The sequence below is a fragment of the Bradyrhizobium ganzhouense genome (assembly GCF_049949285.1).
GTDB lineage: Bacteria > Pseudomonadota > Alphaproteobacteria > Rhizobiales > Xanthobacteraceae > Bradyrhizobium > Bradyrhizobium ganzhouense.
On sequence record NZ_CP181318.1, the window covers coordinates 161,683 to 183,471 of the forward strand.

A 21,789-nucleotide genomic window follows, 5' to 3' on the forward strand; every position below is an offset into this window, starting at 1 on the left:
CTTTATCGAAATGGTTGAATTCGCACTTCCGAAGAACTCCAAGATTACCGGCGGCAAGACCTGGCCGAAGCCCGCGGGCGCGACCGACGTTCGCGAATTCCGCGTCTATCGCTGGAATCCGGACGACGGCAAGAATCCGAGCGTCGACACCTATTACGTCGACACCCATGATTGCGGTCCGATGGTGCTGGACGGCCTGATCTGGATCAAGAACCACATCGATCCGTCGCTGACTTTCCGCCGCTCCTGCCGCGAAGGCGTCTGCGGCTCCTGCGCCATGAACATCGACGGCCAGAACACGCTGGCCTGCACCCGCTCGATGCACGACGTGAAGGACGGCGCGGTGAAGATCAATCCGCTGCCGCATCAGCCGGTGGTGAAGGACCTGGTCCCCGACCTCACCAATTTCTACGCCCAGTATGCCTCGATCGAGCCGTGGCTGAAGACGACCTCGCCGACGCCGCAGAAGGAATGGCGCCAGAGCCACGAGGATCGCGAGAAGCTCGACGGCCTCTACGAGTGCATTCTCTGCGCCTGCTGCTCAACCTCGTGCCCGAGCTATTGGTGGAACAGCGACCGCTATCTCGGTCCCGCCGCGCTGCTCCAGGCCAACCGCTGGGTGTCCGATTCGCGCGACGAGGCCACCGGCGAGCGGCTGGACAATCTCGAAGACCCGTTCCGGCTCTATCGCTGCCACACCATCATGAACTGCGCCAAGGCCTGCCCGAAGGGCCTGAACCCGGCCGAAGCCATCGCCGAGCTCAAGCTCAAGATGGTCGAGCGCCAGATCTAAGCGCCTTCATGCTGCGATCCCGGGCCGGAATGCCCGGGACGTTCTGCCGTTGCTGCGATTTTGGGTAGAATTCACCCCAACCCGCGTTACGCGCGAACTCGAGAACCACAACCTCCGGTTCAAACTACAAGCCACTTCCTTCCCAGCGCGAGATTCTAGTAAGCTTCCGGTCGGGGGACCGGAGCGACCGTGCAGGGCGCACAACGCAACTCGCTGAGACTCTTGCAGTGGATGATGGCCGCATCCCTGGCGCTGCCGATTGCGCTGTTCGCCATCGCTTCCACGATCTCCTACAATTCGACGCACGACATCGCCGACCGTGAGATCGAGCGCACGGTCGATGTCGCGCATGAGCACGCGCTCAAGGTGTTCGAGACCATCGATCGCAGCCTCGCCGAGCTTAACGAGGTCATACGCGACCTTCCCGACGATATGATCCGGTCGCGGGAACCAGTGCTGCACCGGCGCCTGAAGCAGCTGACCGATGCGCTGCCGCAGCTCAAATCGGTCTGGATCTTCGACGCGAACGGAAAGTCGCTGGTCAACAGTCTCGCCTCGCCGCCGCCGGATCAGAGCTTTGCCGATCGTGACTACTTCTATGCCCATGTAGACCAGAACATCGGCACCTACATCGGCGCTTCGCTGACGCCGCGGCCACCCTACCAGGGCGCGCGCTTTTTCGGCGTCAGCCGCCGCCGCAACTCCGACGACGGCAGCTTCATCGGCGTGATCCAGGCGTCCGTTCTGCCGGAATATTTCGAGAGCTTTTACGCCAGGATCGGGACTGATCCCGGTAGCTTCTTCGCGATGGGACGCGCCGACGGCGTGCTGCTGGCGCATTTCCCGCGGCTTGATCGCGATTTCAGGCTCGATCCAAACGGTCCTGTCGGCCGAGGCATCGCAGCCCATCCCGATCATGGGCTCATGACCATCGCCTGGCCATCGGATGGGATCGAGCGGCGCATCGGCTACCGGCGCGTCGCCGAATATCCGATCTATGTCAGCGCCGGCCTCGAAACGTCGGCGATCCGCGCGCGCTGGCTCGCCACCATGAGCCAGCATCTTGTGTTCGGCGTGCCCGCGACCGCGCTGCTGTTCACCCTGCTGGCCTTCGCCTTCCGCCGCACCCAGCATCTCCAGACCGAGGCCGCCAAGCGGCGCGAGGCCGAGGAGGCGCTCAAGCACAGCCAGCGGCTGGAAGCGCTGGGCCAGCTCACCGGCGGCGTCGCGCACGACTTCAACAACCTCCTGACCGTGATCCGTGCGTCCGTCGATCTCTTGAATCGCCCGCAAATCAGCGAGGAGCGGCGGCAGCGCTACATCACCGCGATTGCCGAGGCGGTCGCGCGCGCGGCCAAGCTGACCTCGCAGCTCCTGGCTTTTGCGCGGCGCCAGACCTTGAAGCCCGAAGTGTTCGACATCGGCGATCGCATGCAGTCGCTGCGCGATATGCTCAGCACGCTGCTCGGACCGGCAATCGAAATTGTCACGGAGTTGCCGGCCGAGCCCTGCCTCGTCAATGCCGATGCCGGCCAGTTCGAGACGGCCATCATCAACATGGCGACCAACGCGCGCGACGCCATGCAGGGCAAGGGCCGGATCGTCGTCACCGTGCACGCGGCGGCGAATGTTCCGGACACGCTCGCGCACCTCTCCGGAAACCAGACCTTGAAAAATCCTGGCTTCGTCTGCGTCGCCGTCAGCGATAGCGGCATCGGCATTCCCGCCGCGCAATTGGGCCGCATCTTCGAGCCGTTCTTCACCACCAAGCGGGTCGGCCAGGGCACCGGCCTCGGCCTGTCGCAGGTGTTCGGCTTCGCCCGGCAATCCGGCGGCGAGGTGACCGTCATGAGCGAGGTCGGCCAGGGCAGCACCTTCTCGCTCTATCTGCCGCGCGTACCGGCGGATCGGTTGCCCCGGAGCCAGGCGCCGACCACCGCACCGGCCGTCGCGGGCAGCGGCATGTCGGTGCTGGTCGTCGAGGACAATATCGAGCTTGGCAATTTCGCCGCCGACGGGCTGACCGAGCTCGGCTACAGCATCACGCTGGTCGACAACGCCACCGACGCGCTCGCCGAGCTCGTCGGCGATGCCGATCGCTTCGATGTCGTATTCTCCGACGTCGTCATGCCGGGGATGACCGGCCTCGATCTCGCGCAGGCGATCCGCGATCGTTGCATCGGTGTGCCGATCGTGCTGACCACGGGCTATAGCGAGGCGCTGTCGCAAGGCGGCGGCGCCGGCCTCGATCTCGTGCAGAAGCCCTATTCGATCGAGGAGCTGTCGCGCGTCCTGCACCACGCTGCGCGGCTCAAGCGGGTGCCCCGCGGCGCCGCCGAGTGATCAGGCGGCGGCGAAAAAGGCGGCGTGAGGCACTCTCCGTCGTCCCGGGCTCGCTTCGCCCCCGGGACGACACCGAAATTGTAGCCCTCGGCAAAACCGGCTAAGCATGCGCCGCCTGCAACGAGGACCGCCTGCTTGACGCCCGACAATGCCCTTTCATCCGCGCCATTCGGCGCGTTTGCGCCGAACGCAGCGCAGGCCGCGATCATTCGCCTCGCGCAAGGATCGGGGCTGAAGCGCGGGGCGTTCCGGCCCTGGATGTCGCGGCTGGTCAATCTGCTGCGCGGCGGCCCGGTCGACGTGCAATATCAGGGCGCCTCGTTCCGCTTCTATCACCAGGGCAGCGCGACCGAACGCGGCGCGCTGTTCAACCCCGACTACAATCTCGACGAGCTCGATTTCCTGCGCCAGCACACGCAGGCCGGCGGCACGTTCGTCGATGTCGGTGCCAATGTCGGCACCTTCGCATTGGTCATGGCGCGGCATGTCGGCAGCAATGGCAAGGTGATCGCGATCGAGCCGCATCCGCTGACCTTTGGACGGCTCTCGTTCAACCATGCCGCATCGAACGCGACGCAGGTGCGCCTGGTGCAGGCCGCCGCGGGCGACAGCGACGGCGAGCTGATGATCGAAAGCGGCGGCGGCAATCTCGGCGCCACGCATGTCGTCACCGGCGCTGCCAGCAATGATGCGATCAAGGTGCCGTCGCTGCGACTCACGCGCATTCTGGAAGAGGCCGGCGTCGGCCAAGTCGATTCGCTCAAGATCGACGTCGAGGGTTTTGAGGACCGCGTGCTGATCGGCTTCTTCCGCGACGCACGGCAAGCGCTGTGGCCCCGCGCGGTCGTGATCGAGCATCTGTCACAAAACGAATGGCAACAAGATTGTATCGCCGACATGGTCGCGCGCGGCTTTACCATCGCGCGCAAGACACGAAGCAATACGTTCCTGTCACGCTGACGATGAACCACGGAGGTTACGATGATCGATCACCTGGGCCTCTCCGTCTCCGACTATGAGGGCGCGAAAGCGTTCTACAGCAAGGCCCTGGCGCCGCTCGACTACAGCCTGATCATGGAAGTGACGGCTGAACAGACCGGACACGCCGCGGCAGCAGGTTTCGGCGCCGGCGGCAAGCCGGATTTCTGGATCGGCGGCGAGGGCGCGATGAACAAGCCGGTGCATGTCGCGATCCTCGCGAAGGACCGCGCGACCGTCGACGCCTTCTACAAGGCTGCGATGGCCGCCGGTGGGCGCGACAACGGGCCGCCCGGCCTTCGCCCGCATTATCACGCGTACTATTATGGCGCCTTCGTGCTGGACCCCGACGGCCACAACATCGAGGCAGTCTGTCACGCACCAGAATAGCGCGGCGCAACGGGGAACATCGGCACGGCGTCATCGTTGTCGTTCTCCTGACAACTGATCTTTGTGATGCCGATTGAACCGCCCGAGATACCGCCATCGACACCCGGCACGCCCACCGAGCCACCGCCCGGAATTCCGCCGGGCAATCCGCAGCCTGAAATCACGCCGCCGGTGCGCGAGCCCGGCGAATCACCGCGGCCCGATGAATTGCCGGGTCGCATGCCTGAAGAGATTCCATCGCACGGACCGAACGGTCCGCTCACGCCGAATCCCGCGACGGATGCCAAATCGTCGCAGGATCAGATGTGAGACGAGAGCGATCACATGTGAGGCGATTGCAACCGGCGTCTGAATGCGCAATGAACGTTGTCATAGTGACGTGATTTGCGTGCAGAAATAAATCGGGCCGCGACCGCTTCGCCCGCCACAATGCGGCCTAACGCGTAGACGTTCATTCCAACACTTCGTCACACCAACACTTCGTCACACCAAGACTTCGTCAAAGAACCTTCCGGGGAAGTTGAACCACATGACCAACCTTCGTTTCGTGCTGCTTGCCACGACCGCTCTGACTGCGATGCAATTTGCAAGCTCCGCATCACATGCGCAAAGCGCGCCGCCGCTCGTGGTCGCGCAGGCCCAGCCAGAATTGGGCCCTGACGGAAAACCGAAGCAGCCTCCGAAGGAAGCGCCGAAGGGTCCGCCGCCCGCCGCGCACCCGGCAGCGCCGCCTCCGCCTGCTGCGCCCAAGGCACCGGCCGCACCGCCGCCGGCGGCTGCCCCGCCGCATCCGCCCGCCGCGCCTCCGCCCGCTGCTGCGCCGGCACGCCCGACGCCGCCGCCCCCGCCGCCCGCGACCCATCAGGCTCCGCCGCCACCCCCGCCGCCGCCTGCTGCACCCAAGGCGCCGACGCCGCCTCCGGCCGCGGCTCCGCAGCAACATGCACCGACACCGCCGCCTCCTCCGGCAGCAGCTCCGCAGCAGCACGCACCGACACCGACTCCGCCGCCGCCCGCGGCAGCACCGGCGCGTCCGGCTGCCCCGCTGACACCTCCGCCTGCTGCAGCCACGCCACCGTCAGCGGCCCCTGCGGCACGGCCTGCGCCGGCGGCAACGCCAGCTCCGACCGCAACGCCCACGCCATCGACCGCAGCGCCGGCAGCTCGCCCGGCCACGACGCCTGCGGCCCCGACAGCCACACCCACACCGTCCACGACGCCAGCGCCTGGCACTACACCGCCCGGACGCCCCGGCGCTCCGCCGGCCGCAGGAACACCGGCTCCGGGAACACCGGCTGCAGGTGGCACGCCGACGCCAGGTGGCACCCCGACGACCCCGCCCGGACGTCCGGGCGCTCCGCCGGCCGCAGGAACCCCGGCTCCGGGAACACCGGCTGCAGGCGCCACGCCGACGCCAGGTGGCACCCCGACGACGCCGCTCGGACGTCCGGGCGCTCCGCCGGCTTCAGGAACACCGGCTCCGGGTGCAACCCCGGCTCCGACGGCGACGCCGGCTCCCGGCGGCGCGGTGACGCCGCCCGGACGTCAGGGTGGAACACCGCCTGCGGCGCCGCAGGCGGGTGCCCTGCCCCGGCCCGCAGCTCCTCCGCCGGGCGTCGCGGCGCCGTCGGTAGTCCCTGCCACGGCGGCCGCTGCACCGCCGCCGAACCAGGCGCAATACGCGCCGCCGACGGTTCAACCGGCCTTCCGCGCAGCTCCGACAGTTGTCGCCCCGCTACCGCCTCCGCCGCCTCCGCCGCAGCGTGACCTGACGCCGCTTGCGTTCGGCGCGGGCGTCGTGGCCGGTGCCGTGATCGGCGCCACCATTGCCGACTACCGCAATCAGCGGCAGGAAATCGTCGAAGGCGGCCGCACCGTCTACACCGAGCCGGATCGCATCATCATCCGCGACCCGGGCGGGCAGGAATACGTCCGCGGCAACGATCTCTATCGCTTCCGCTATGGCGCCCGCGACATCCGCACCGAGACCATCGGCGGCGAAACCCGCACCGTCGTGATCCGTCCCGATGGCAGCGAGATCATCACCGTGGTCGGTCCGGACGGTTCGCTGCTGCGTCGAATCCGCAGGGACCCCGGCGGACGCGAGCTCGTCATCATCGACAACAGCTATCGCGATCCGCGCGCGGTCGGCGGCTTCTATGTCGACGTGCCGCCGCCGGTCGTGAACATCCCCTACGATCGCTACATCGTCGATGCCCAGGAAGCGTCGCCGGACGTGATCTACGAGACCATGGAGGCACCGCCGGTGCAGCGGATCGAGCGGCGTTATTCGCTCGATGAGATCCGCTACTCGCCGAACGTCCGCATGACGATGCCGAGCATCGACGTCAACACGATCAACTTCGAGACGGGGTCGTGGACCATTCCGCCGGACCAGGCGGCGCGGCTGCAGGCAATTGCCGACGGCCTCAACCGTGCGATCCAGCGCAACCCGCGCGAGGTGTTCCTGATCGAGGGACACACCGACGCGGTCGGCAACGACGTCGACAATCTGTCGCTGTCGGATCGCCGTGCGCAATCCGCAGCCGAATTGCTGACCCAGCAGTTTGGCGTGCCCGCGGAGAACCTGACGTCGCAGGGCTACGGCAAGCAGTATCTGAAGGAGCAGACCGACGGCCCGAGCCGCATCAACCGGCGCGTCACCGTCCGCCGCATCACGCCGCTGCTCAACGGCGGCCAGGCCTCGCTGCCGCCGCCCCCGCCCGGCGTCACGCCGCCGCGCTGAGGCGACGCCCACAAATGCAAAATGGCCGGGAGCAATCCCGGCCATTTTTGTTTTGGGGTCCGTAGCCCGGATGGAGCGAAGCGCAATCCGGGATTTCGACGCTCGGCAAGATTCCCGGATTTCGCTACACTCCATCCGGGCTACGAGGGCCTCAATCCTTGTCGTTCTCGAGCCTGAAGATCTGCGAGCCTTCGCTGCCCGACAGCAGTCCGGTCTTCGAATAGAGACCGAGCTTGGTGCGCGTGTCGGCGATGTCGAGATTGCGCATGGTGAGCTGGCCGATGCGGTCGGCGGGCGTGAAGGCGGCGTCCTCGACCTTCTCCATGCTGAGCCGCTCCGGCGCGTAGGTGAGGTTCGGGCTCTCGGTGTTGAGGATCGAATAGTCGTTGCCGCGGCGCAGCTCCAGCGTGACCTCGCCGGTGACGGCGCGTGCGACCCAGCGCTGCGCGGTCTCGCGCAACATCAGGGCCTGCGAGTCGAACCAGCGGCCCTGATAGAGCAGACGTCCCAAGCGCATGCCGCTGATGCGGTACTGCTCGATCGTGTCCTCGTTGTGGATGCCGGTGACGAGACGCTCATAGGCGATGTGCAAGAGCGCCATGCCGGGCGCCTCGTAGATGCCGCGGCTCTTGGCCTCGATGATCCGGTTTTCGATCTGGTCGCTCATGCCGAGGCCGTGACGGCCGCCGATGACGTTGGCTTCGAGGAACAGCGCAACGGGGTCGCTGAAAGTTTTGCCGTTCAACGCGACGGGCTGGCCTTCCTCGAAACGCACGACGACCTTCTCGGCCTTGACGTTGCAGTCGTCGCGCCAGAACGGCACGCCCATGATCGGGTTGACAATCTTGATGCCGCTGTCGAGGCTTTCGAGATCTTTTGCTTCGTGCGTGGCACCGAGAAGGTTGCTGTCGGTCGAGTACGCCTTCTCGGCGCTCATCTTGTAGGCGAAGCCTTGCGCGGTCATGAACGCCGACATCTCGGCACGGCCGCCGAGCTCGTCGATGAACTGCTGGTCGAGCCAGGGCTTGTAGATGCGCAAGGATGGATTGGTCAGCAGGCCGTAGCGGTAGAAGCGCTCGATGTCGTTGCCCTTGAACGTCGAGCCGTCGCCCCAGATGTTGACGCCGTCTTCCTTCATCGCCGCGACCAGCATCGTGCCGGTGACCGCGCGCCCGAGCGGCGTGGTGTTGAAATAGGTGATGCCGCCGGTCGAGATGTGGAAGGCGCCCGACTGGATCGCGGCGATGCCTTCGTGGACGAGCTGCATGCGGCAATCGACCAGCACGGCCTTCTCGGCGCCGAACGCTTCCGCCTTGCGCGGGATCTCGTTGTAGTCGGCTTCGTCAGGCTGGCCGAGATTGGCGGTATAGGCGTAGCAGCGCGCGCCCTTCTGCTTCATCCAGAGCAGCGCCGCACTGGTGTCGAGGCCGCCCGAAAACGCGATGCCGACTTTCTCACCCTTGGGCAGGCTTTTCAGGATCGTGGTCATGGCGCTTCCAATCGGGTCTCAGGGGGCTGATGGCAAAGGCTAATGGCTTGTGCGGTTTGACCGCGCGAATATCAAATTTCGCGAGGCTCAGCACGCATTTAATGGCTCAAATCGACGGGGCCGGGCCGGTCTTGCCGCCGAACAGGCGCTTGCGGAGCCGGTAGGCGGGCATGTTCAGTCGGGTCAGGGCGGCATCGACCGCCGCGTCCGAAAACCGGGTCCGTGGCCAGCGGTAGATCAGCGCGTAGCCGAACCAGATCACGACGAAGCTGACGAGGCCCGCGGTCGCGACATCAGTGAAGAAGTGCCCGCCAAAGGCCATGCGGAGCCCGCTGGTCGCGGCGCCGAACACCACCGCGCCGGCATAGGCGAGCGGCCGCCACGCCGGGGGCGCCAACGCGGCAGGAGCTATTGTCCAGAACGCGGTCGCGCCTTCGCCCGAGAAGAACGAGCAATTGCGCGCACAATCGCCGCGCGGATCCCACCACGCCACGAACTGCTGGTCGCCGGCAAACTCGGTCACCACCACCGGCCGCGGCCGGCCCCAATAGGTCTTGAAGGTGAGGTTGGTGAGAATGCCGGCCGACAGGATCATCGTGACGAGCAGGAACACGATCGCGCGCCCCGACACCATCAAGGGACGATCGGGCCGGATCATCTTGGCCACGAGTGCGACCAGCGGAGGCAACATGAAGGCCCAGGAGACCCACATCGCAGCGTCTCGCGCGACGCCGGCCCAGCTATTCAGCTTGACCGGAAACGTCTTGGTCTCGGGGTCGAAGAACAGCGCAGCGAGCTTGAGATCAAGCTCGGGATAGAGGCCGAAAACGACGCCGATCACGAGCCACAGCGCCAGGGCGATGAAGAGTCCAGTCCGGTTCATGGCGCGCGGTTTAGCGGAGGCGAGGAGAGATGGAAACCCCGGAATCGGCCGCGGCTGGCGATGCCGGCCGATCATGATGTTGTCGAAACGCAATGCGTCTCAGCGAGACTTGCCGTCACGGCGCGTCGGGCCGCGAATGCGATGGCAGCGGTGGAGGCGGCTTGCCTGGCGGCGGCGGCGGCAGGCGCCAGGCGCCGGCATTGCGGCCGGCGATCAGCCAGTAGACGAATCCGGCGACGATGCCCGCACCGGTCATGATCTCGAGGTGACGGCGCACGATGCCTTCGAACTGCAACGTGTCGGAGTGGAAGGGAACGAGGCCGAGATAGCAGGCGAGCCCGACGAGGCCGCCGCCGACGGCATAGGCGAGCGCACTGCGGATATAGAGCGCTTCGGTGATCGCCACGATCACAGCGGCCGGCACCAGCGCAAAGCCCGAGACGAAGATGAATCCGAAGCCGAGCAGGATGTCGATCGCTCCCTGATCGACGGGACCGGCGCCGAGATCGGAGAACTCCGGAAACAGCAGCGCACCGACGACGATCATGCCGCCGACGAAACAGGCGGCGAGAAAGCCGAAGAAGATGACGATGAGGCGGCCGATCAGGGACATGACGCAAAAACCACCACTGCCGTCATTGCGAGGAGCCCGCGACAAAATTACAAAGCAATTTTGCGCTGGTGCGACGAAGCAATCCAAACTGCTTCCGCGGCGACATTCTGGATTGCTTCGCTTCGCTCGGAGGCGACAGCGCGCACATATCTTACTAATCCGTCATAGCCATGGCGCGCAGCGCCTGGCGTTCGCGGGCCGAGAGCTTTTCGGTCTCCGACTTGAGCTGGCCGCAGGCGGCGAGAATGTCGCGGCCGCGCGGGGTGCGCACCGGCGAGGAATAGCCGGCGTTGAAAATGTATTCGGAGAATTTTTCGATCTGGTCCCAGTCCGAGCATTCATAGGCCGTGCCGGGCCAGGGATTGAACGGGATCAGATTGATTTTGGCGTGAATGCCCTTGAGCAGCTTCACCAGCAGCTTGGCGTCGTCGAGCGAATCGTTGACGCCCTTGAGCATCACATATTCGAAGGTGATGCGGCGCGCGTTGGAGGCGCCGGGATAGTCGCGGCAAGCCTGCAGCAGCTCCTTGATCGGATATTTGCGGTTGAGCGGCACCAGCTCGTTGCGCAGCTCGTCACGCACCGCATGCAGCGAGATTGCGAGCATGACGCCGATTTCTTCGCCGGCACGCACGATGTTCGGCACCACGCCGGAGGTCGACAGCGTGATGCGGCGGCGGGAGATGCCGATGCCTTCGTTGTCACCGACGATCAGCAGCGCATCGCGCACCGCGTCGAAATTGTAGAGCGGCTCGCCCATGCCCATCATCACGATGTTGGTGACGCGGCGCGTGCCGTCCTCGCGATCGGCCCAATCATTGAGGCGATCGCGCGCGACCATGATCTGGCCCACGATCTCGCCGGCGGTGAGGTTCCGCACCAGGCGCTGCGTGCCGGTGTGGCAGAACGAGCAATTCAAGGTGCAGCCGACCTGCGAGGAGACGCACAGCGTGCCGCGATCGGTCTCGGGGATATAGACGCACTCGACTTCATGCGCCTTCTCGACATTGTCGCCGCTTGGCAGACGCAGCAGCCATTTGCGGGTGCCGTCGTTGGAGATCTGCTCGGCCACGACTTCGGGCCGGTCCACGGTGAAATGCTGGGCGAGTTCGGCGCGAATGCCCTTCGAGATCGAGGTCATATCGTCGAAACTCTGGGCACCGCGGAAATAAAGCCAGTGCCACAATTGCTGCACGCGCATCTTGCGCTGCGCGGGCGCGACGCCGATGTCGCCGAGGCGATCTGCGAGCTCGGTGCGTGACAGACCGATCAGCGATGGCTTCGCCGGCGGCACATAGGTTTCGAGTGGAGTCTTCTCCACCAGGATTGCGTCGCGCGGCTCGGTCATCGGTTGCATTGAATGGACCTAATGGCTTGGTCGTTCCGGCACGGTCCAAAGGACCCGACCCGGAACTTCGAGATTCTCAGGTGCGCAATTGCGCGCCATAGTTCGATGCCGCGCATCGCCCCGGAATGACGGCGAAAAACTTGGAACCGCCTCTATATAGCAACCGGAACCGCCGATTGCGACCGTGGCTATTACTTAGCCCTAAAGGCTTAAGCCCGCAGGCTTAACGCCTGCAATCTTTATCGTCGGCAGTCTTGCGAAATCCGGTCGAGCGCCTGGGCGAGGCCCTTCAGCGAGAACGTGTCGGTCGTCTCCGTTCCCTTGGCCGAGACGCCCTTGACCACGAGATCGGCGGATTTGCGCATGGCTTCCACCATCCGCTCCTCTTCCGCTGCATTCTTGATCCAAAGGCCGTCGCCCTGCGTGTACATCGCAAACGCAGCGCCGCCGACCTCGACCGAGGATTCCGAGCCCGGCTTCAGCGCATAGCCGATCATGACCGAGACTTCATTGTTCACCTTCTCGGCCGGGCGGGTCGAGACGAAGGCATAGGCGGGATCGCGCGGCCGGTTCGGCGGATTGGTCTTCGACGACGAGGGCTTTGCCAGCGCAAAGCAGACCTTCTTGCCGTTGGGCGTCGCCGAATAGGCGCCCCAGGTGCCGAACTGGCCGATCAGGGTCGGCTCTGCGCCGCCCGCAACCGCCGCGGCAGGAGCAACCGGCTTGCTCTCGGGCTTGGCGGCAGTCTTGGCCGCCGTCTTGGCGGCAGCAGCAGCTGGCTTTGCCGCCGCCTTCGGCGCCGGTTGCGCCGTCTGCGCCCACGCGGAATCGGTGATTCCACAGGCCGCTACGCCAGTCATCAAAGCTAAAATCAGCACCCGCCACATGCTGGAGTGGTTCCCTCAATATTGTGACTGGAAGATGGCTCGGTCCTGCTTTGTCCCCGTCGCAGGGATAACCGGGAAAGTCCAATTTGGGAAGGCAGTTAGCGGTCAGACTTTGGATCGCGCGGCGCGTTGCTCGGACCATTGTGCATCGGTCCAGCGCAACAAATCTTCAGCGCCGGAACTCCGTAAATGTGCGCCACCGTCGATCACCACCATCTCGCCGTTGATATAGCCGGCGCGGTCCGAGACCAGGAAGCTGGCGAGATCGGCGAGCTCGCCGTGCTCGCCCGTGCGCCCCATCGGGTTTCGCGCGGTCCAGCCTTCGTCGCGGCCCTCGGGGCGGAGCTGACCCGATGCGCCGGCGGTCGGGAACGGTCCGGGCGCGATCGCGACGGTGCGGATGCCTTTCGGGCCCCACTCCACCGCGAGGCTCTTCGTCATCGCCAGCACGGCCGATTTCGCCATCGCCGAGGGAACCGTGAAGGCGCGGCCGGTGATGGTCGAGGTCGAGAGGATCGAGAGCACGACACCGTTGTGCTTGCCATCGATCCAGCGCTTCCCGGCGGCGAGCGTGCAGTACATCGCACCGTGCAGCGTCGGAGCCAGGATCGCGTCCGCGGCGCGGAACGACAGATGCTCGCTCTGCGCGATGAAGGTTGCGGCAGCGTTGTTGACGAGAATGTCGAGCGGTGCCTCGCGCCAGATCGTATCCATCATGTCATCGACAGCGCCGCCATCGCGAACATCGCACGCGATGGTCGTGACCTTGCCGCCGGTCTCTTTGCGCATCTCACTCGCAGTTGTCTCCAGCCGGTCGAGCTTGCGGCCGCAGATGATGATCTCGGCGCCGAGTGTGAGGAAACGGCGCCCCATCGCAGCGCCGAGGCCCGAGCCGCCGCCGGTGACGAGGATACGTTTGCCCCTGAGCAGACCTGTTTCAAACATCGTTTGAATCCTTCTCTTCCATCATTGCGAGCGCAGCGAAGCAATCCAGTGTCCGTACTGCGGAAATAGTCTGGATTGCTTCGCTGCGCTCGCAATGACGAGGATAGGCCCGTGCGCTCCTCAGACAAAGAATCCTGATTGTAGGGTAGCCCCAAATCCGGCAAAACCGGCCAACTATAATTCCGTCCCGAAACGCCAAGTTCTCTCAAGAAGGTGCCGCCATGAAAGCCATCCTCTGCTCGCAATATTGCCAGCCCGACGATCTCGTGCTCGCCGATGTGCCGGATCCGGTGGCTGGTCCCGGTGAAGCCGTGATCGCGATCAAGGCTGCGGCGCTGAACTTCTTCGACATCCTGATGATTCAGGGCAAGTACCAGATCAAGCCGCCGTTCCCGTTCTCGCCGGCCGCTGAAGTCTCGGGCGTGATCGAGAGCATCGGCCCTGGTGTCACTGACCTCAAGGTCGGTGATCGCGTGGTCGCCTCCTGCGGCCACAACGGCGCGCGCGAGAAGATCGCGCTGCCGGCGGCAACGATCGTGAAGATTCCCGACAATCTCGATTATGACCGCGCGGCCGGCATCATCATCATCTACGGCACCGCGCTGCATGCGCTGGAGGACCGCGCGAGCCCGAAGCCGGGCGAGACGCTCGCAGTGCTTGGAGCTGCGGGCGGCACGGGCCTCGCTGCCTGCGAGCTCGGCAAGTTGATGGGCCTGAAGGTCATCGCCTGCGCCTCGTCGGACGAGAAGCTCGAATTCGCCAAAGCGCACGGTGCCGAGCTGACGCTGAACTACGGCACGGAAGACCTGAAGGAAGGCTTGCGAAAACTCACCGGCGGCAAGGGCGTCGACATCATCTTCGATCCGGTGGGCGGCGCGTATGCCGAGCAGGCGCTGCGCTCGATCGCCTGGGAAGGCCGCTTCCTCGTGATCGGCTTTGCCGCCGGCGACATTCCGAAGATGCCGCTCAACCTCGCGCTGCTGAAGGGCTGCGACATCCGCGGCGTGTTCTGGGGTGCCTGGACCCGGCAGAATCCGGAAAAGAACCGCGCCAATCTCGAGAAGCTCGTGAAGTGGACGGCGGAAGGAAAGATCTCCTCCCATGTCGACCGCACCTTCCCGCTGGCGCAAACCGCCGACGCATTGAAGGTGCTCGCGGGACGCCAAGCCATGGGCAAGGTGATCTTGCATCCGTGAGGATGCGATAACGAAGACCGCCTCCGCGAGTCGTCCTGGCGAAAGCCAGGACCCATACTGCGGAATCTATCGGGAGCAGTCGGTCTGCAATACCGAACGACGAGTCTTCGTCAAAGCCCCCCTTGGGATAATGGGTCCTGGCTTTCGCCAGGACGACATCGGAGCGTGCCGTTGCGCCTCCGCTTCCTTCACGCCGCCCTTCAGGACGGCGCGCGCGGCTTCGCGATGCTCGATCGTGATGCGGCCAACTCCCGCTTTCTGCCGGAATAGCGCGCCGCCGTGTGGTAGAGCCTTTTCAACCACCATCGTCAAAATTGCGGTGCGTTCCGCGCCCTCGCCCAAATCAAACCCAAATATCTCCCGATTCGCGCCAACCGCCGTCGTTTTTTGGGCTGATTCAAATTGCGATTTACCGGTTCCAGTTTGCAGGGCGCTCCTGGACAACAACAAGAAAACTGAAACCGGCATTGCCCCGCGTTGCATCAGTATTGGGGAGCATCACCATGGAGACGACGGTCAACCGTCCGTCCGGGGGGTCGAGCGCGCTCGACTCCGATCAAGTCGCATTACATCAACCCACGGCGTCCTACATCCGTGCACGCGCCGCGCGCGCCGAACTTTCTCCGGATGATCCGATTCCACTCTTCCTGTCCGACCCGCTCAGCCCGCCGGATCCGCGCGAATTCGCGCCACGCGAATTGCGCACCGGAGCCAGGATCGTCCCCCGCATTCTCGCCGCCATCGTGGCGGCGGCGGCCATCGCGGTTCCGGTCGCGCTGTTTCAGTCCGAAATCAACCGGCTGCTCTCCGTCAACGCCAAGTCGTGGATGGGCGCGGCCGCGGACGAGGCCGCACCTTCGGCCAATCCGCCTACCGCACGGCAGAGTCCGGTCAAGGATGCCGCGCGCGTGACCACCGCGATGCTGGCGAGCGCTGACGCACGGGACATTCCTGCGTCAACGGCGCCGAGCCGCGAGGCGATCGCAACCGCCTATCAGACCGCGCTACAGGCTCAGGCGCCCGTGCCTGTACCGGCGCCCGTCGCTGCACAACCCGCGCCACCGCCGCCGGCCAAGACCCTCGACGCCGACACGCTGGCAGGGCTGATGACGCGCGCAAAGAGCCTGATCGGTATCGGCGACATCGCTGCGGCACGTCTGCTGCTCGAACGCGCGGCCAATGCACAGGATGCAGCGGCGGCACTCCTGCTGGCGCAAACCTATGATCCGGCCGTGCTCGGCACACGCGACACGCGGAGCGTCAATGCCGACGCCGCAGCGGCGCGCGACTGGTACCAGAAGGCCGCAGCACTCGGATCGCCTGAGGCGGAACAACGCCTCGCTCTTCTCTCGAACTAGAACGCCTCAGGGGAAATCATGCGTAACGCTTTGAAAATGGCGCTTGCCGCCATCATGACCATCTGTGCCTTCGCGGCACGCGCCGAACAGACCGAATATGATCCGGCAAAAGTCTCGGACGGCCTGAAGGCCATCTTCCAGTTCGGCTCGACCTCGACCAAGCAGGCGCTGAACGCCAATACCGTCACACTGATCACCGGCACGATCGGCGGCACCTATGTGCAGTTCGGCGCCGATCTCGCTTCCGTGCTCGACGATGGCAACAAGATCCGCGTGCTGCCGATCGTCGGCCGCGGCTCGGTGCAGAGCGTCGCCGACATCCTGTTTTTGCAGGGTGTCGATCTCGGGGTCGTGCGCGCCGATACGCTCGACTATCTCGAACGCAAGGGCTTTGCGAAAGACATCAAGCGGCAATTCACCTATGTGACGAAGCTCTACAACGAGGAGATGCAGGTGATCGCGCCGAAATCGGTCGCGACGCTGAAAGACCTCGAAGGCAAGACGGTGAGTGTCGACCTGCCGAACGGCGGCACCTTCGTCACCGCGCTCACTGTGTTCGAGCGGCTCGGGATCAAGGCGAAATTCGTCTATGTCGAGCAGCGCATCGCGATGGAGAAGCTGAAAGCGGGCGAGATCGATGCCGTGATCGTGGTCGGCGGCAAGCCGTACAAATCGGTCTCGACCTTCAGCAATGACGGCCGCTTTCACCTTGCGAAGGTCGCCTATGCAAAGCCGCTCCAGAGCGACTATCTGCCGGCGACGCTGTCGGCCAAGGACTATCCCAACCTGATCAAGGACGGCGAGAGCGTGGACACCATCGCGGTACCGGCGGTGCTCGCGGCCTATAATTGGGCGCCCAACACCGAGCGCTATCGCAAGCTCGCGCTGTTCGTGGACGCATTCTTCACCAAATTCCCGGCGCTTCAGAACCCGCCGTTCCATCCCAAATGGAAGGAGGTTTCGCTCGCGGCGCCTCTGTCCGGCTGGAACAGGTTGCCGGTGGCACAGCAATGGCTCGACCGGCACGGCGTCGAGCCGGTGACACAGCAACGCTTCGAGGCATTTTTGAAGCAGAGCCCAACGGCCGCAAAAGTGTCAGACGCGGACAGGGAAACGCTGTTCAGGCAATTCCAGGCGTGGGATGCGGAGAAGGCGCGGGCGGAGAAGAAGTAGCAACGCCTCGTCTCCACAAACTCACTGTCATCGCCCGGCTAGACCGAGCGATTCAGTACTCTGAGACGCCGGTGATTGAATCGAGAGGCCGCGGCGTACTGGATTCCCCGCCTTCGCGGGGAATGACAGCGGAATGCGTGGCGATAACTGCTACGCTGCTTCTGCTCCCGCCTCCGCCTCATCCGCCCCGCGCTTCAGCGCAGCGCGCGCCGCCTCGCGGTGCTCCGACGTGATGTGGCTCGCGACCATGCGAATGGCGGTGGCGAGCACGGCGGCATCATCGGTGAAGCCGAGGACCGGCATCACGTCCGGAATGAAGTCGAACGGCAGGATGAAATAGGCGATCGCACCCAGCAGCGACGCCTGGACATGGCGCGGCGTCTGCCGGTCGAACGCACAGTAATAGGCGGCGAGCAGATCTTCGGCGAACGGCAGATGCGCGGCGACGCGCTTCAGCTTGCGCCAGAAGCGGCGGCGCACGCTTTCACGATCTTCCGCGAGCCGATCAGCCGGCTCGAAGCCGACACTGTGTTCGGCGACCATAGTCGAAAACTCCCGTTCAGCCCGGCGTGGCCGTTGGCCGCATCCGATGTCGATCACAAGATGGGGATGCGCTCCGTCGCTGCAAGGCGTCAGCCCTGCGTCAGCTTGGCGATCGCGTTCATCGCCGTGGCGAGCGTGATATCGAGCTTAGTGACGCCGCCAGCGTCATGGGTCGACAGCACCACCTCGACCGTCTTGTAGACGTTGCGCCATTCGGGGTGATGATCCGTCTTCTCGGCGACCAGCGCCGCCCGGGTCATGAAGCCGAAGGCCTCGTTGAAATCCTTGAAGACAAAGGTCTTCCCGATCCCTTTGCCGTCCTGGACCTCGGCCCAGCCCGGGATACCGCCCAGCGCCTGCTTGCGTGCGTCTGCCGATAGAAGCTCTGCCATGATGGCCTCCGTTCAATGGAACTTTACCCTAACACCGTGCTTACGCCCCGGGTTCATGCGGGATTTCGCCGATCCGCTAACCATGACGGAGATGTAACCCTGCCGGACAAGAAATTTGCTACAATTGCGGGCGTAAATCGCCGGCCAAGATGAAACTGAGCCTGAAGCGCCTGTTTGGGAGATCGATGACCGGGGACTCGAACCTGGCCGAAACGCCCTCTCCGCCTTCGCCGCGATCCGCGGCGCGGAAGACGGCGCTCGTGTCTCTGGCGCTGGTGCTCGCCATCGTCGGCGCACTCGCCGGCGGCTACTATTTCGCGATGAGACCGGTGACGCTGAAGATCGCGGTCGGTCCCGCCAACAGCGACGACGTCAAGGTGGTGCAGACACTGACGCAGGCCTTTGCGCAGAGCAAAGGCTTCGTGCGGTTGCGCCCAGTCCAGACCGACGGCGCCACCGCCAGCGCGGGTCTGCTCGCCGAGGGCAAGGCCGACCTCGCCATCGTGCGTGGCGATCTCGATGTCCCCAAGAACGCGCAAGCCGTCGCGACGTTGCGCAAGAACGTCGTGGTGCTGTGGTCGGTGCCCGGCAAGGGCAAGAAGAAGGGCGCGAAGATCACCAAGATCGCGCAGCTCGCCGGCCGTCGTGTCGGCGTGGTCGGCCGCACGCCGGCCAACGTCAATTTGCTCAAGGTGATCCTGCAGCAATACGGCGTCGATCCCGCCAAGGTCGAGATCGTGCAATTCCCGGCGAGCGAAGTTGCCGAGGCGATCAAGACCCAGAAGGCCGACGTCTATCTCGCAGCCGGCCCCGTCAACAGCAAGATCACATCGGACGCGATCGCCGCCTCCGCCAAGGATGGCGGCACGCCGACCTTCCTCGCCATCGATTCGGCGGATGCGATCGCCCAGAACCATCCGGTCTATGAGGCATCGGAGATCCCCGCCGGCACCTATGGCGGCTCGCCCGATCGTCCCGAGGACGAGGTCAAGACCATCAGCTTCTCGCACCACATCGTGGCGCGCAAAGGCTTGTCCGAGACCACGGTTGCGGCCTTCACCCGGCAGCTCTTCGCGGTGCGCCAGCAATTGCTGACCGATTTCCCGCAGGCCGCGAAGATCGAGACGCCCGATACCGACAAGGACGCGGTGATCCCCGTGCATCCGGGCGCAGCCGCCTTCGTCGACGGCGAGGAGAAGACCTTCCTCGACAAGTACAGCGATTACATCTGGTGGAGCCTGATGGCGCTCTCGGCCACGGGCTCGATCGGCGCATGGTTCGCGGGCTATCTGAAGAAGGACGAGCGCGACAACAACAGCCATCTGCGCGAACGCCTGCTCGACATGCTCGCCGCGGCCCGCAAGAGCGAGACGGCCGACGAGCTCGACCAGATGCAGGCCGAAGCCGACGAGATCTTGCGCGACACGCTGCGCTGCTACGACCACGGCGCGATCGAGGAAGGCGCACTGACCGCCTTCAACATTGTGCTCGACCAATTCCACGCCGCGGTTGCCGACCGCAAGGCGGTGCTGTTCAGCATGCCGCAGAACCTGCAACGCACCGGCGCGCAGTTCCGGGCCGCCGGCAACGCATAAGCGCCTGCGCGCGTAATTGCCGCGTCACATTGTCCCAATATAGCCTCTAGCTTCATCCTGGCGACCGCTCGGCGGACCCGCCGCGCGATATCGAGAGCATCGCCATGAAGATCAAATTCTCCCGCCGTAGTTTCCTCACCTCCAGCGCCGGCGCGCTTGGCGCGATCGCGATGCCGCATCTGTCGCGGGCAGCCGACCGGCCGGCGGTCACCCACGGCGTGCAGTCCGGCGATGTCACCGTCGACGGCGGTGTGGTCTGGGCGCGGACTGACCGGCCCGCGCAGATGCTGGTCGAGGTGGCGACGACAGAATCGTTCAAGGACGCCCGCGCGCTGCCGCCGATCGCCGCCCTGCCCGAGAGCGACTTCGCCGCGAAGATGCTGGTGGACAATCTTCCGGGCGGTCAGGACATCTTCTACCGCGTCCGCTTCCGCGATCTCTCCCACACCGCGATCGAAGGCGAGCCGGTGGTCGGCCGCTTCCGCACCGCGCCGGCCGACCGCCGCGACGTCAGCTTCGTCTGGGGGGGCGACGTCGCCGGCCAGGGCTGGGGCATCAATCCCGATGACGGCGGCATGGTCACCTTCGCAGCCATGCGAAAACACCGGCCGGACTTCCTGCTGCATTCCGGCGACACCATCTACGCCGACGGCGTGATCCCCTCCGAGGTCAAGCTTGCCGACGGCAAGATCTGGAAGAACGTCACGATCCCCGAGAAGGCCAAGGTCGCCGAGACGCTGGACGAGTACCGCGCCGCGCACAAATACAATTTCACCGACGACAATGTCCGCGCCTTCAATGCCGAGGTGCCGATCTTCGTGCAGTGGGACGATCACGAGGTGACCAACAACTGGTCGCTGTCGAAGGATCTGCCGGCGGCCTACAAGGTCCGTGACATCTCGCTGCTCGCAGCGCGCGCGGGCCGCGCCTTCCACGAGATGTATCCGATGCGCGAGAGCATCGTCGAGCCGGGCCGGGTCTATCGCAAGATCTCCTACGGTCCGCATCTCGACGTGTTCGTGCTCGACGAGCGCAGCTATCGCGGCCCGAACGGCGCCAACCTCGAGACGGAGTACGGCCCGGCTAGCTATTTCCTCGGGCCCGAGCAGATGGCCTGGCTGAAGCGCGGCCTGCTCAATTCGCGCGCGACATGGAAGGTAATCGCCTCCGACATGCCGCTCAGCCTGATCGTCTATGACGATGCCACCAACAAGAAGGGCTCGGAAGCTTTCGCGCAAGGCGACGGCCCGGCGCGCGGGCGCGAGCTCGAGATCGCCGACATCCTGCGCTTCATCAAGACGGCGCCGATCAAGAACACGGTGTGGCTGACGGCGGACGTGCACTACGCCGCCGCGCATTATTACGATCCGAACAAGGCGCAATTCCAGGATTTCGAGCCGTTCTGGGAGTTCGTCTCGGGTCCGCTGCACGCCGGCACGTTCGGTCCGAACGAGCTCGACAACACGTTCGGCCCCGAGGTGCGCTTCATCAAGGCACCCGGCCCCGACAAGCAGAACCTGCCGCCGTCCGCGGGCATGCAGTTCTTCGGTCACGTCAAGATCGATGGCGCCTCGGGCCAGATGATTGTGACGTTGCGCGACCGCGCCGACGTCGCGCTGTGGTCGACCACGCTCGATCCGAAATTCGCGTGAGGCGACCGCGCCGTCACGCGCCGCGCGTCTGCAACGCCGCCTCCAGCGCATCGCTGGAGCACGGCTTCTGCAGCCGCGGACGTGCAGCAAATTGCTGGGGAATGCTGGTCTCCGCGCCGTAACCGGTGACGAAGACGAAAGGAATGTCCAGGGCTGCGAGCCGCTCGGCGATCGCAAAGCTCTTCTCGCGGATCAACTCGACATCGAGCAGCGCGAAGTCGGGCGCACGTGCCGCGATCGCATCAAGCGCCTGCGCCACCGAACCCACGGTGCGCACGCTCGTGACGCCAAAGCCGAGCAGGCGATCCTCGAAATCGATGGCGATGATCGGATCGTCCTCAACGATCAGAACATCGCCAGGAATTTCGGCCGAGCCGTCCGGGAAAGCGGGTATCATGATCCTGGCTGCTATCGAGGGCTGCATGTTTTCACCGATCTGGACAGCCTCATCCCGACGCCTGCGCC

The 21,789-nt window shown here is 65.0% G+C and carries 21 protein-coding genes; 11 read left to right on the forward strand and 10 right to left on the reverse strand.

What is annotated here, in order from left to right; genetic code table 11:
* The first annotated feature begins 10 nt into the window (after positions 1–10).
* The 6 genes from ACLFLU_RS00760 (at position 11) to ACLFLU_RS00785 (ending at position 7,250) form a co-directional block, all read left to right on the forward strand.
* A complete protein-coding gene (locus ACLFLU_RS00760; RefSeq protein ID WP_426410481.1) occupies positions 11–793 on the forward strand; it encodes a succinate dehydrogenase iron-sulfur subunit in 783 nt (260 codons plus the stop codon).
* A gap of 189 nt (positions 794–982) precedes the next feature.
* Entirely contained in the window at positions 983–3,136 is a 2,154-nt protein-coding gene (locus ACLFLU_RS00765) for an ATP-binding protein (RefSeq protein WP_426410482.1), read from the forward strand.
* A gap of 135 nt (positions 3,137–3,271) precedes the next feature.
* The gene (locus tag ACLFLU_RS00770) at positions 3,272–4,096 is read left to right on the forward strand and encodes an FkbM family methyltransferase (RefSeq protein WP_426410483.1); all 825 of its coding nucleotides are present in this window, start codon (positions 3,272–3,274) and stop codon (positions 4,094–4,096) included.
* 21 nt (positions 4,097–4,117) lie between these two features.
* On the forward strand, positions 4,118–4,504 hold the full coding sequence (locus tag ACLFLU_RS00775; RefSeq protein WP_426410484.1) for a VOC family protein: 387 nt from the start codon (positions 4,118–4,120) through the stop codon (positions 4,502–4,504).
* 66 nt (positions 4,505–4,570) lie between these two features.
* Positions 4,571–4,813, forward strand: a complete 243-nt coding sequence (locus ACLFLU_RS00780) for a hypothetical protein (RefSeq protein WP_426410485.1) — start codon at positions 4,571–4,573, stop codon at positions 4,811–4,813.
* Between the two features lie 220 nt (positions 4,814–5,033).
* Positions 5,034–7,250: an OmpA family protein gene (locus ACLFLU_RS00785; RefSeq protein ID WP_426410486.1), complete on the forward strand. Its 2,217-nt coding sequence runs from the start codon at positions 5,034–5,036 to the stop codon at positions 7,248–7,250.
* Between the two features lie 151 nt (positions 7,251–7,401).
* On the opposite strand, the gene argG is transcribed toward ACLFLU_RS00785, so the two are convergent.
* From argG to ACLFLU_RS00815, 6 genes are all read right to left on the reverse strand, one after another.
* Positions 7,402–8,739, reverse strand: a complete 1,338-nt coding sequence (argG, locus tag ACLFLU_RS00790) for an argininosuccinate synthase (RefSeq protein WP_426410487.1) — start codon at positions 8,737–8,739, stop codon at positions 7,402–7,404.
* Between the two features lie 106 nt (positions 8,740–8,845).
* Entirely contained in the window at positions 8,846–9,622 is a 777-nt protein-coding gene (locus tag ACLFLU_RS00795) for a phosphatase PAP2 family protein (protein WP_426410488.1), read from the reverse strand.
* A 115-nt stretch (positions 9,623–9,737) separates the two neighbouring features.
* Positions 9,738–10,235, reverse strand: a complete 498-nt coding sequence (locus tag ACLFLU_RS00800; protein WP_426410489.1) for a hypothetical protein — start codon at positions 10,233–10,235, stop codon at positions 9,738–9,740.
* Between the two features lie 154 nt (positions 10,236–10,389).
* Positions 10,390–11,592 (reverse strand): 23S rRNA (adenine(2503)-C(2))-methyltransferase RlmN, encoded by a 1,203-nt coding sequence (gene rlmN, locus ACLFLU_RS00805; RefSeq protein ID WP_426410490.1) that lies wholly within the window; start codon positions 11,590–11,592, stop codon positions 10,390–10,392.
* A gap of 230 nt (positions 11,593–11,822) precedes the next feature.
* Complete coding sequence (locus ACLFLU_RS00810) at positions 11,823–12,470, reverse strand: invasion associated locus B family protein (RefSeq protein ID WP_426410491.1); 648 nt, start codon at positions 12,468–12,470, stop codon at positions 11,823–11,825.
* 105 nt (positions 12,471–12,575) lie between these two features.
* The gene (locus tag ACLFLU_RS00815) at positions 12,576–13,415 is read right to left on the reverse strand and encodes an SDR family oxidoreductase (RefSeq protein WP_426410492.1); all 840 of its coding nucleotides are present in this window, start codon (positions 13,413–13,415) and stop codon (positions 12,576–12,578) included.
* Positions 13,416–13,636: 221 nt separating this feature from the next.
* Between ACLFLU_RS00815 and ACLFLU_RS00820 the strand changes: the two genes are divergently transcribed.
* The gene (locus tag ACLFLU_RS00820; RefSeq protein ID WP_426410493.1) at positions 13,637–14,611 is read left to right on the forward strand and encodes an NADPH:quinone oxidoreductase family protein; all 975 of its coding nucleotides are present in this window, start codon (positions 13,637–13,639) and stop codon (positions 14,609–14,611) included.
* Between the two features lie 66 nt (positions 14,612–14,677).
* Here the strand turns inward: ACLFLU_RS00820 and ACLFLU_RS00825 are convergent, their stop codons facing one another.
* Positions 14,678–15,079, reverse strand: coding sequence for a hypothetical protein (locus ACLFLU_RS00825; RefSeq protein ID WP_426410494.1), 402 nt, complete (start codon positions 15,077–15,079; stop codon positions 14,678–14,680).
* 35 nt (positions 15,080–15,114) lie between these two features.
* Here ACLFLU_RS00825 and ACLFLU_RS00830 point away from each other — a divergent pair, with 35 nt between their 5' ends.
* On the forward strand, positions 15,115–15,969 hold the full coding sequence (locus tag ACLFLU_RS00830; protein WP_426410495.1) for a hypothetical protein: 855 nt from the start codon (positions 15,115–15,117) through the stop codon (positions 15,967–15,969).
* A gap of 18 nt (positions 15,970–15,987) precedes the next feature.
* Complete coding sequence (locus tag ACLFLU_RS00835) at positions 15,988–17,142, forward strand: TAXI family TRAP transporter solute-binding subunit (protein ID WP_426410496.1); 1,155 nt, start codon at positions 15,988–15,990, stop codon at positions 17,140–17,142.
* 150 nt (positions 17,143–17,292) lie between these two features.
* On the opposite strand, the gene ACLFLU_RS00840 is transcribed toward ACLFLU_RS00835, so the two are convergent.
* Together ACLFLU_RS00840 and ACLFLU_RS00845 are read right to left on the reverse strand one after the other, a co-directional pair.
* Positions 17,293–17,685 carry a YkvA family protein gene (locus tag ACLFLU_RS00840; protein ID WP_426410497.1) on the reverse strand — a complete coding sequence of 131 codons (393 nt, stop codon included), beginning with the start codon at positions 17,683–17,685 and terminating at the stop codon, positions 17,293–17,295.
* 89 nt (positions 17,686–17,774) lie between these two features.
* Complete coding sequence (locus tag ACLFLU_RS00845) at positions 17,775–18,077, reverse strand: 4a-hydroxytetrahydrobiopterin dehydratase (protein WP_426410498.1); 303 nt, start codon at positions 18,075–18,077, stop codon at positions 17,775–17,777.
* 149 nt (positions 18,078–18,226) lie between these two features.
* On the opposite strand from ACLFLU_RS00845, the gene ACLFLU_RS00850 reads away from it, so the two are divergent.
* On the forward strand, positions 18,227–19,672 hold the full coding sequence (locus tag ACLFLU_RS00850; protein ID WP_426410499.1) for a TAXI family TRAP transporter solute-binding subunit: 1,446 nt from the start codon (positions 18,227–18,229) through the stop codon (positions 19,670–19,672).
* A gap of 104 nt (positions 19,673–19,776) precedes the next feature.
* On the forward strand, positions 19,777–21,324 hold the full coding sequence (locus tag ACLFLU_RS00855; protein WP_426410500.1) for an alkaline phosphatase D family protein: 1,548 nt from the start codon (positions 19,777–19,779) through the stop codon (positions 21,322–21,324).
* Between the two features lie 13 nt (positions 21,325–21,337).
* On the opposite strand, the gene ACLFLU_RS00860 is transcribed toward ACLFLU_RS00855, so the two are convergent.
* Positions 21,338–21,721 carry a response regulator gene (locus tag ACLFLU_RS00860; protein WP_426410501.1) on the reverse strand — a complete coding sequence of 128 codons (384 nt, stop codon included), beginning with the start codon at positions 21,719–21,721 and terminating at the stop codon, positions 21,338–21,340.
* Positions 21,722–21,789 lie beyond the last annotated feature (68 nt).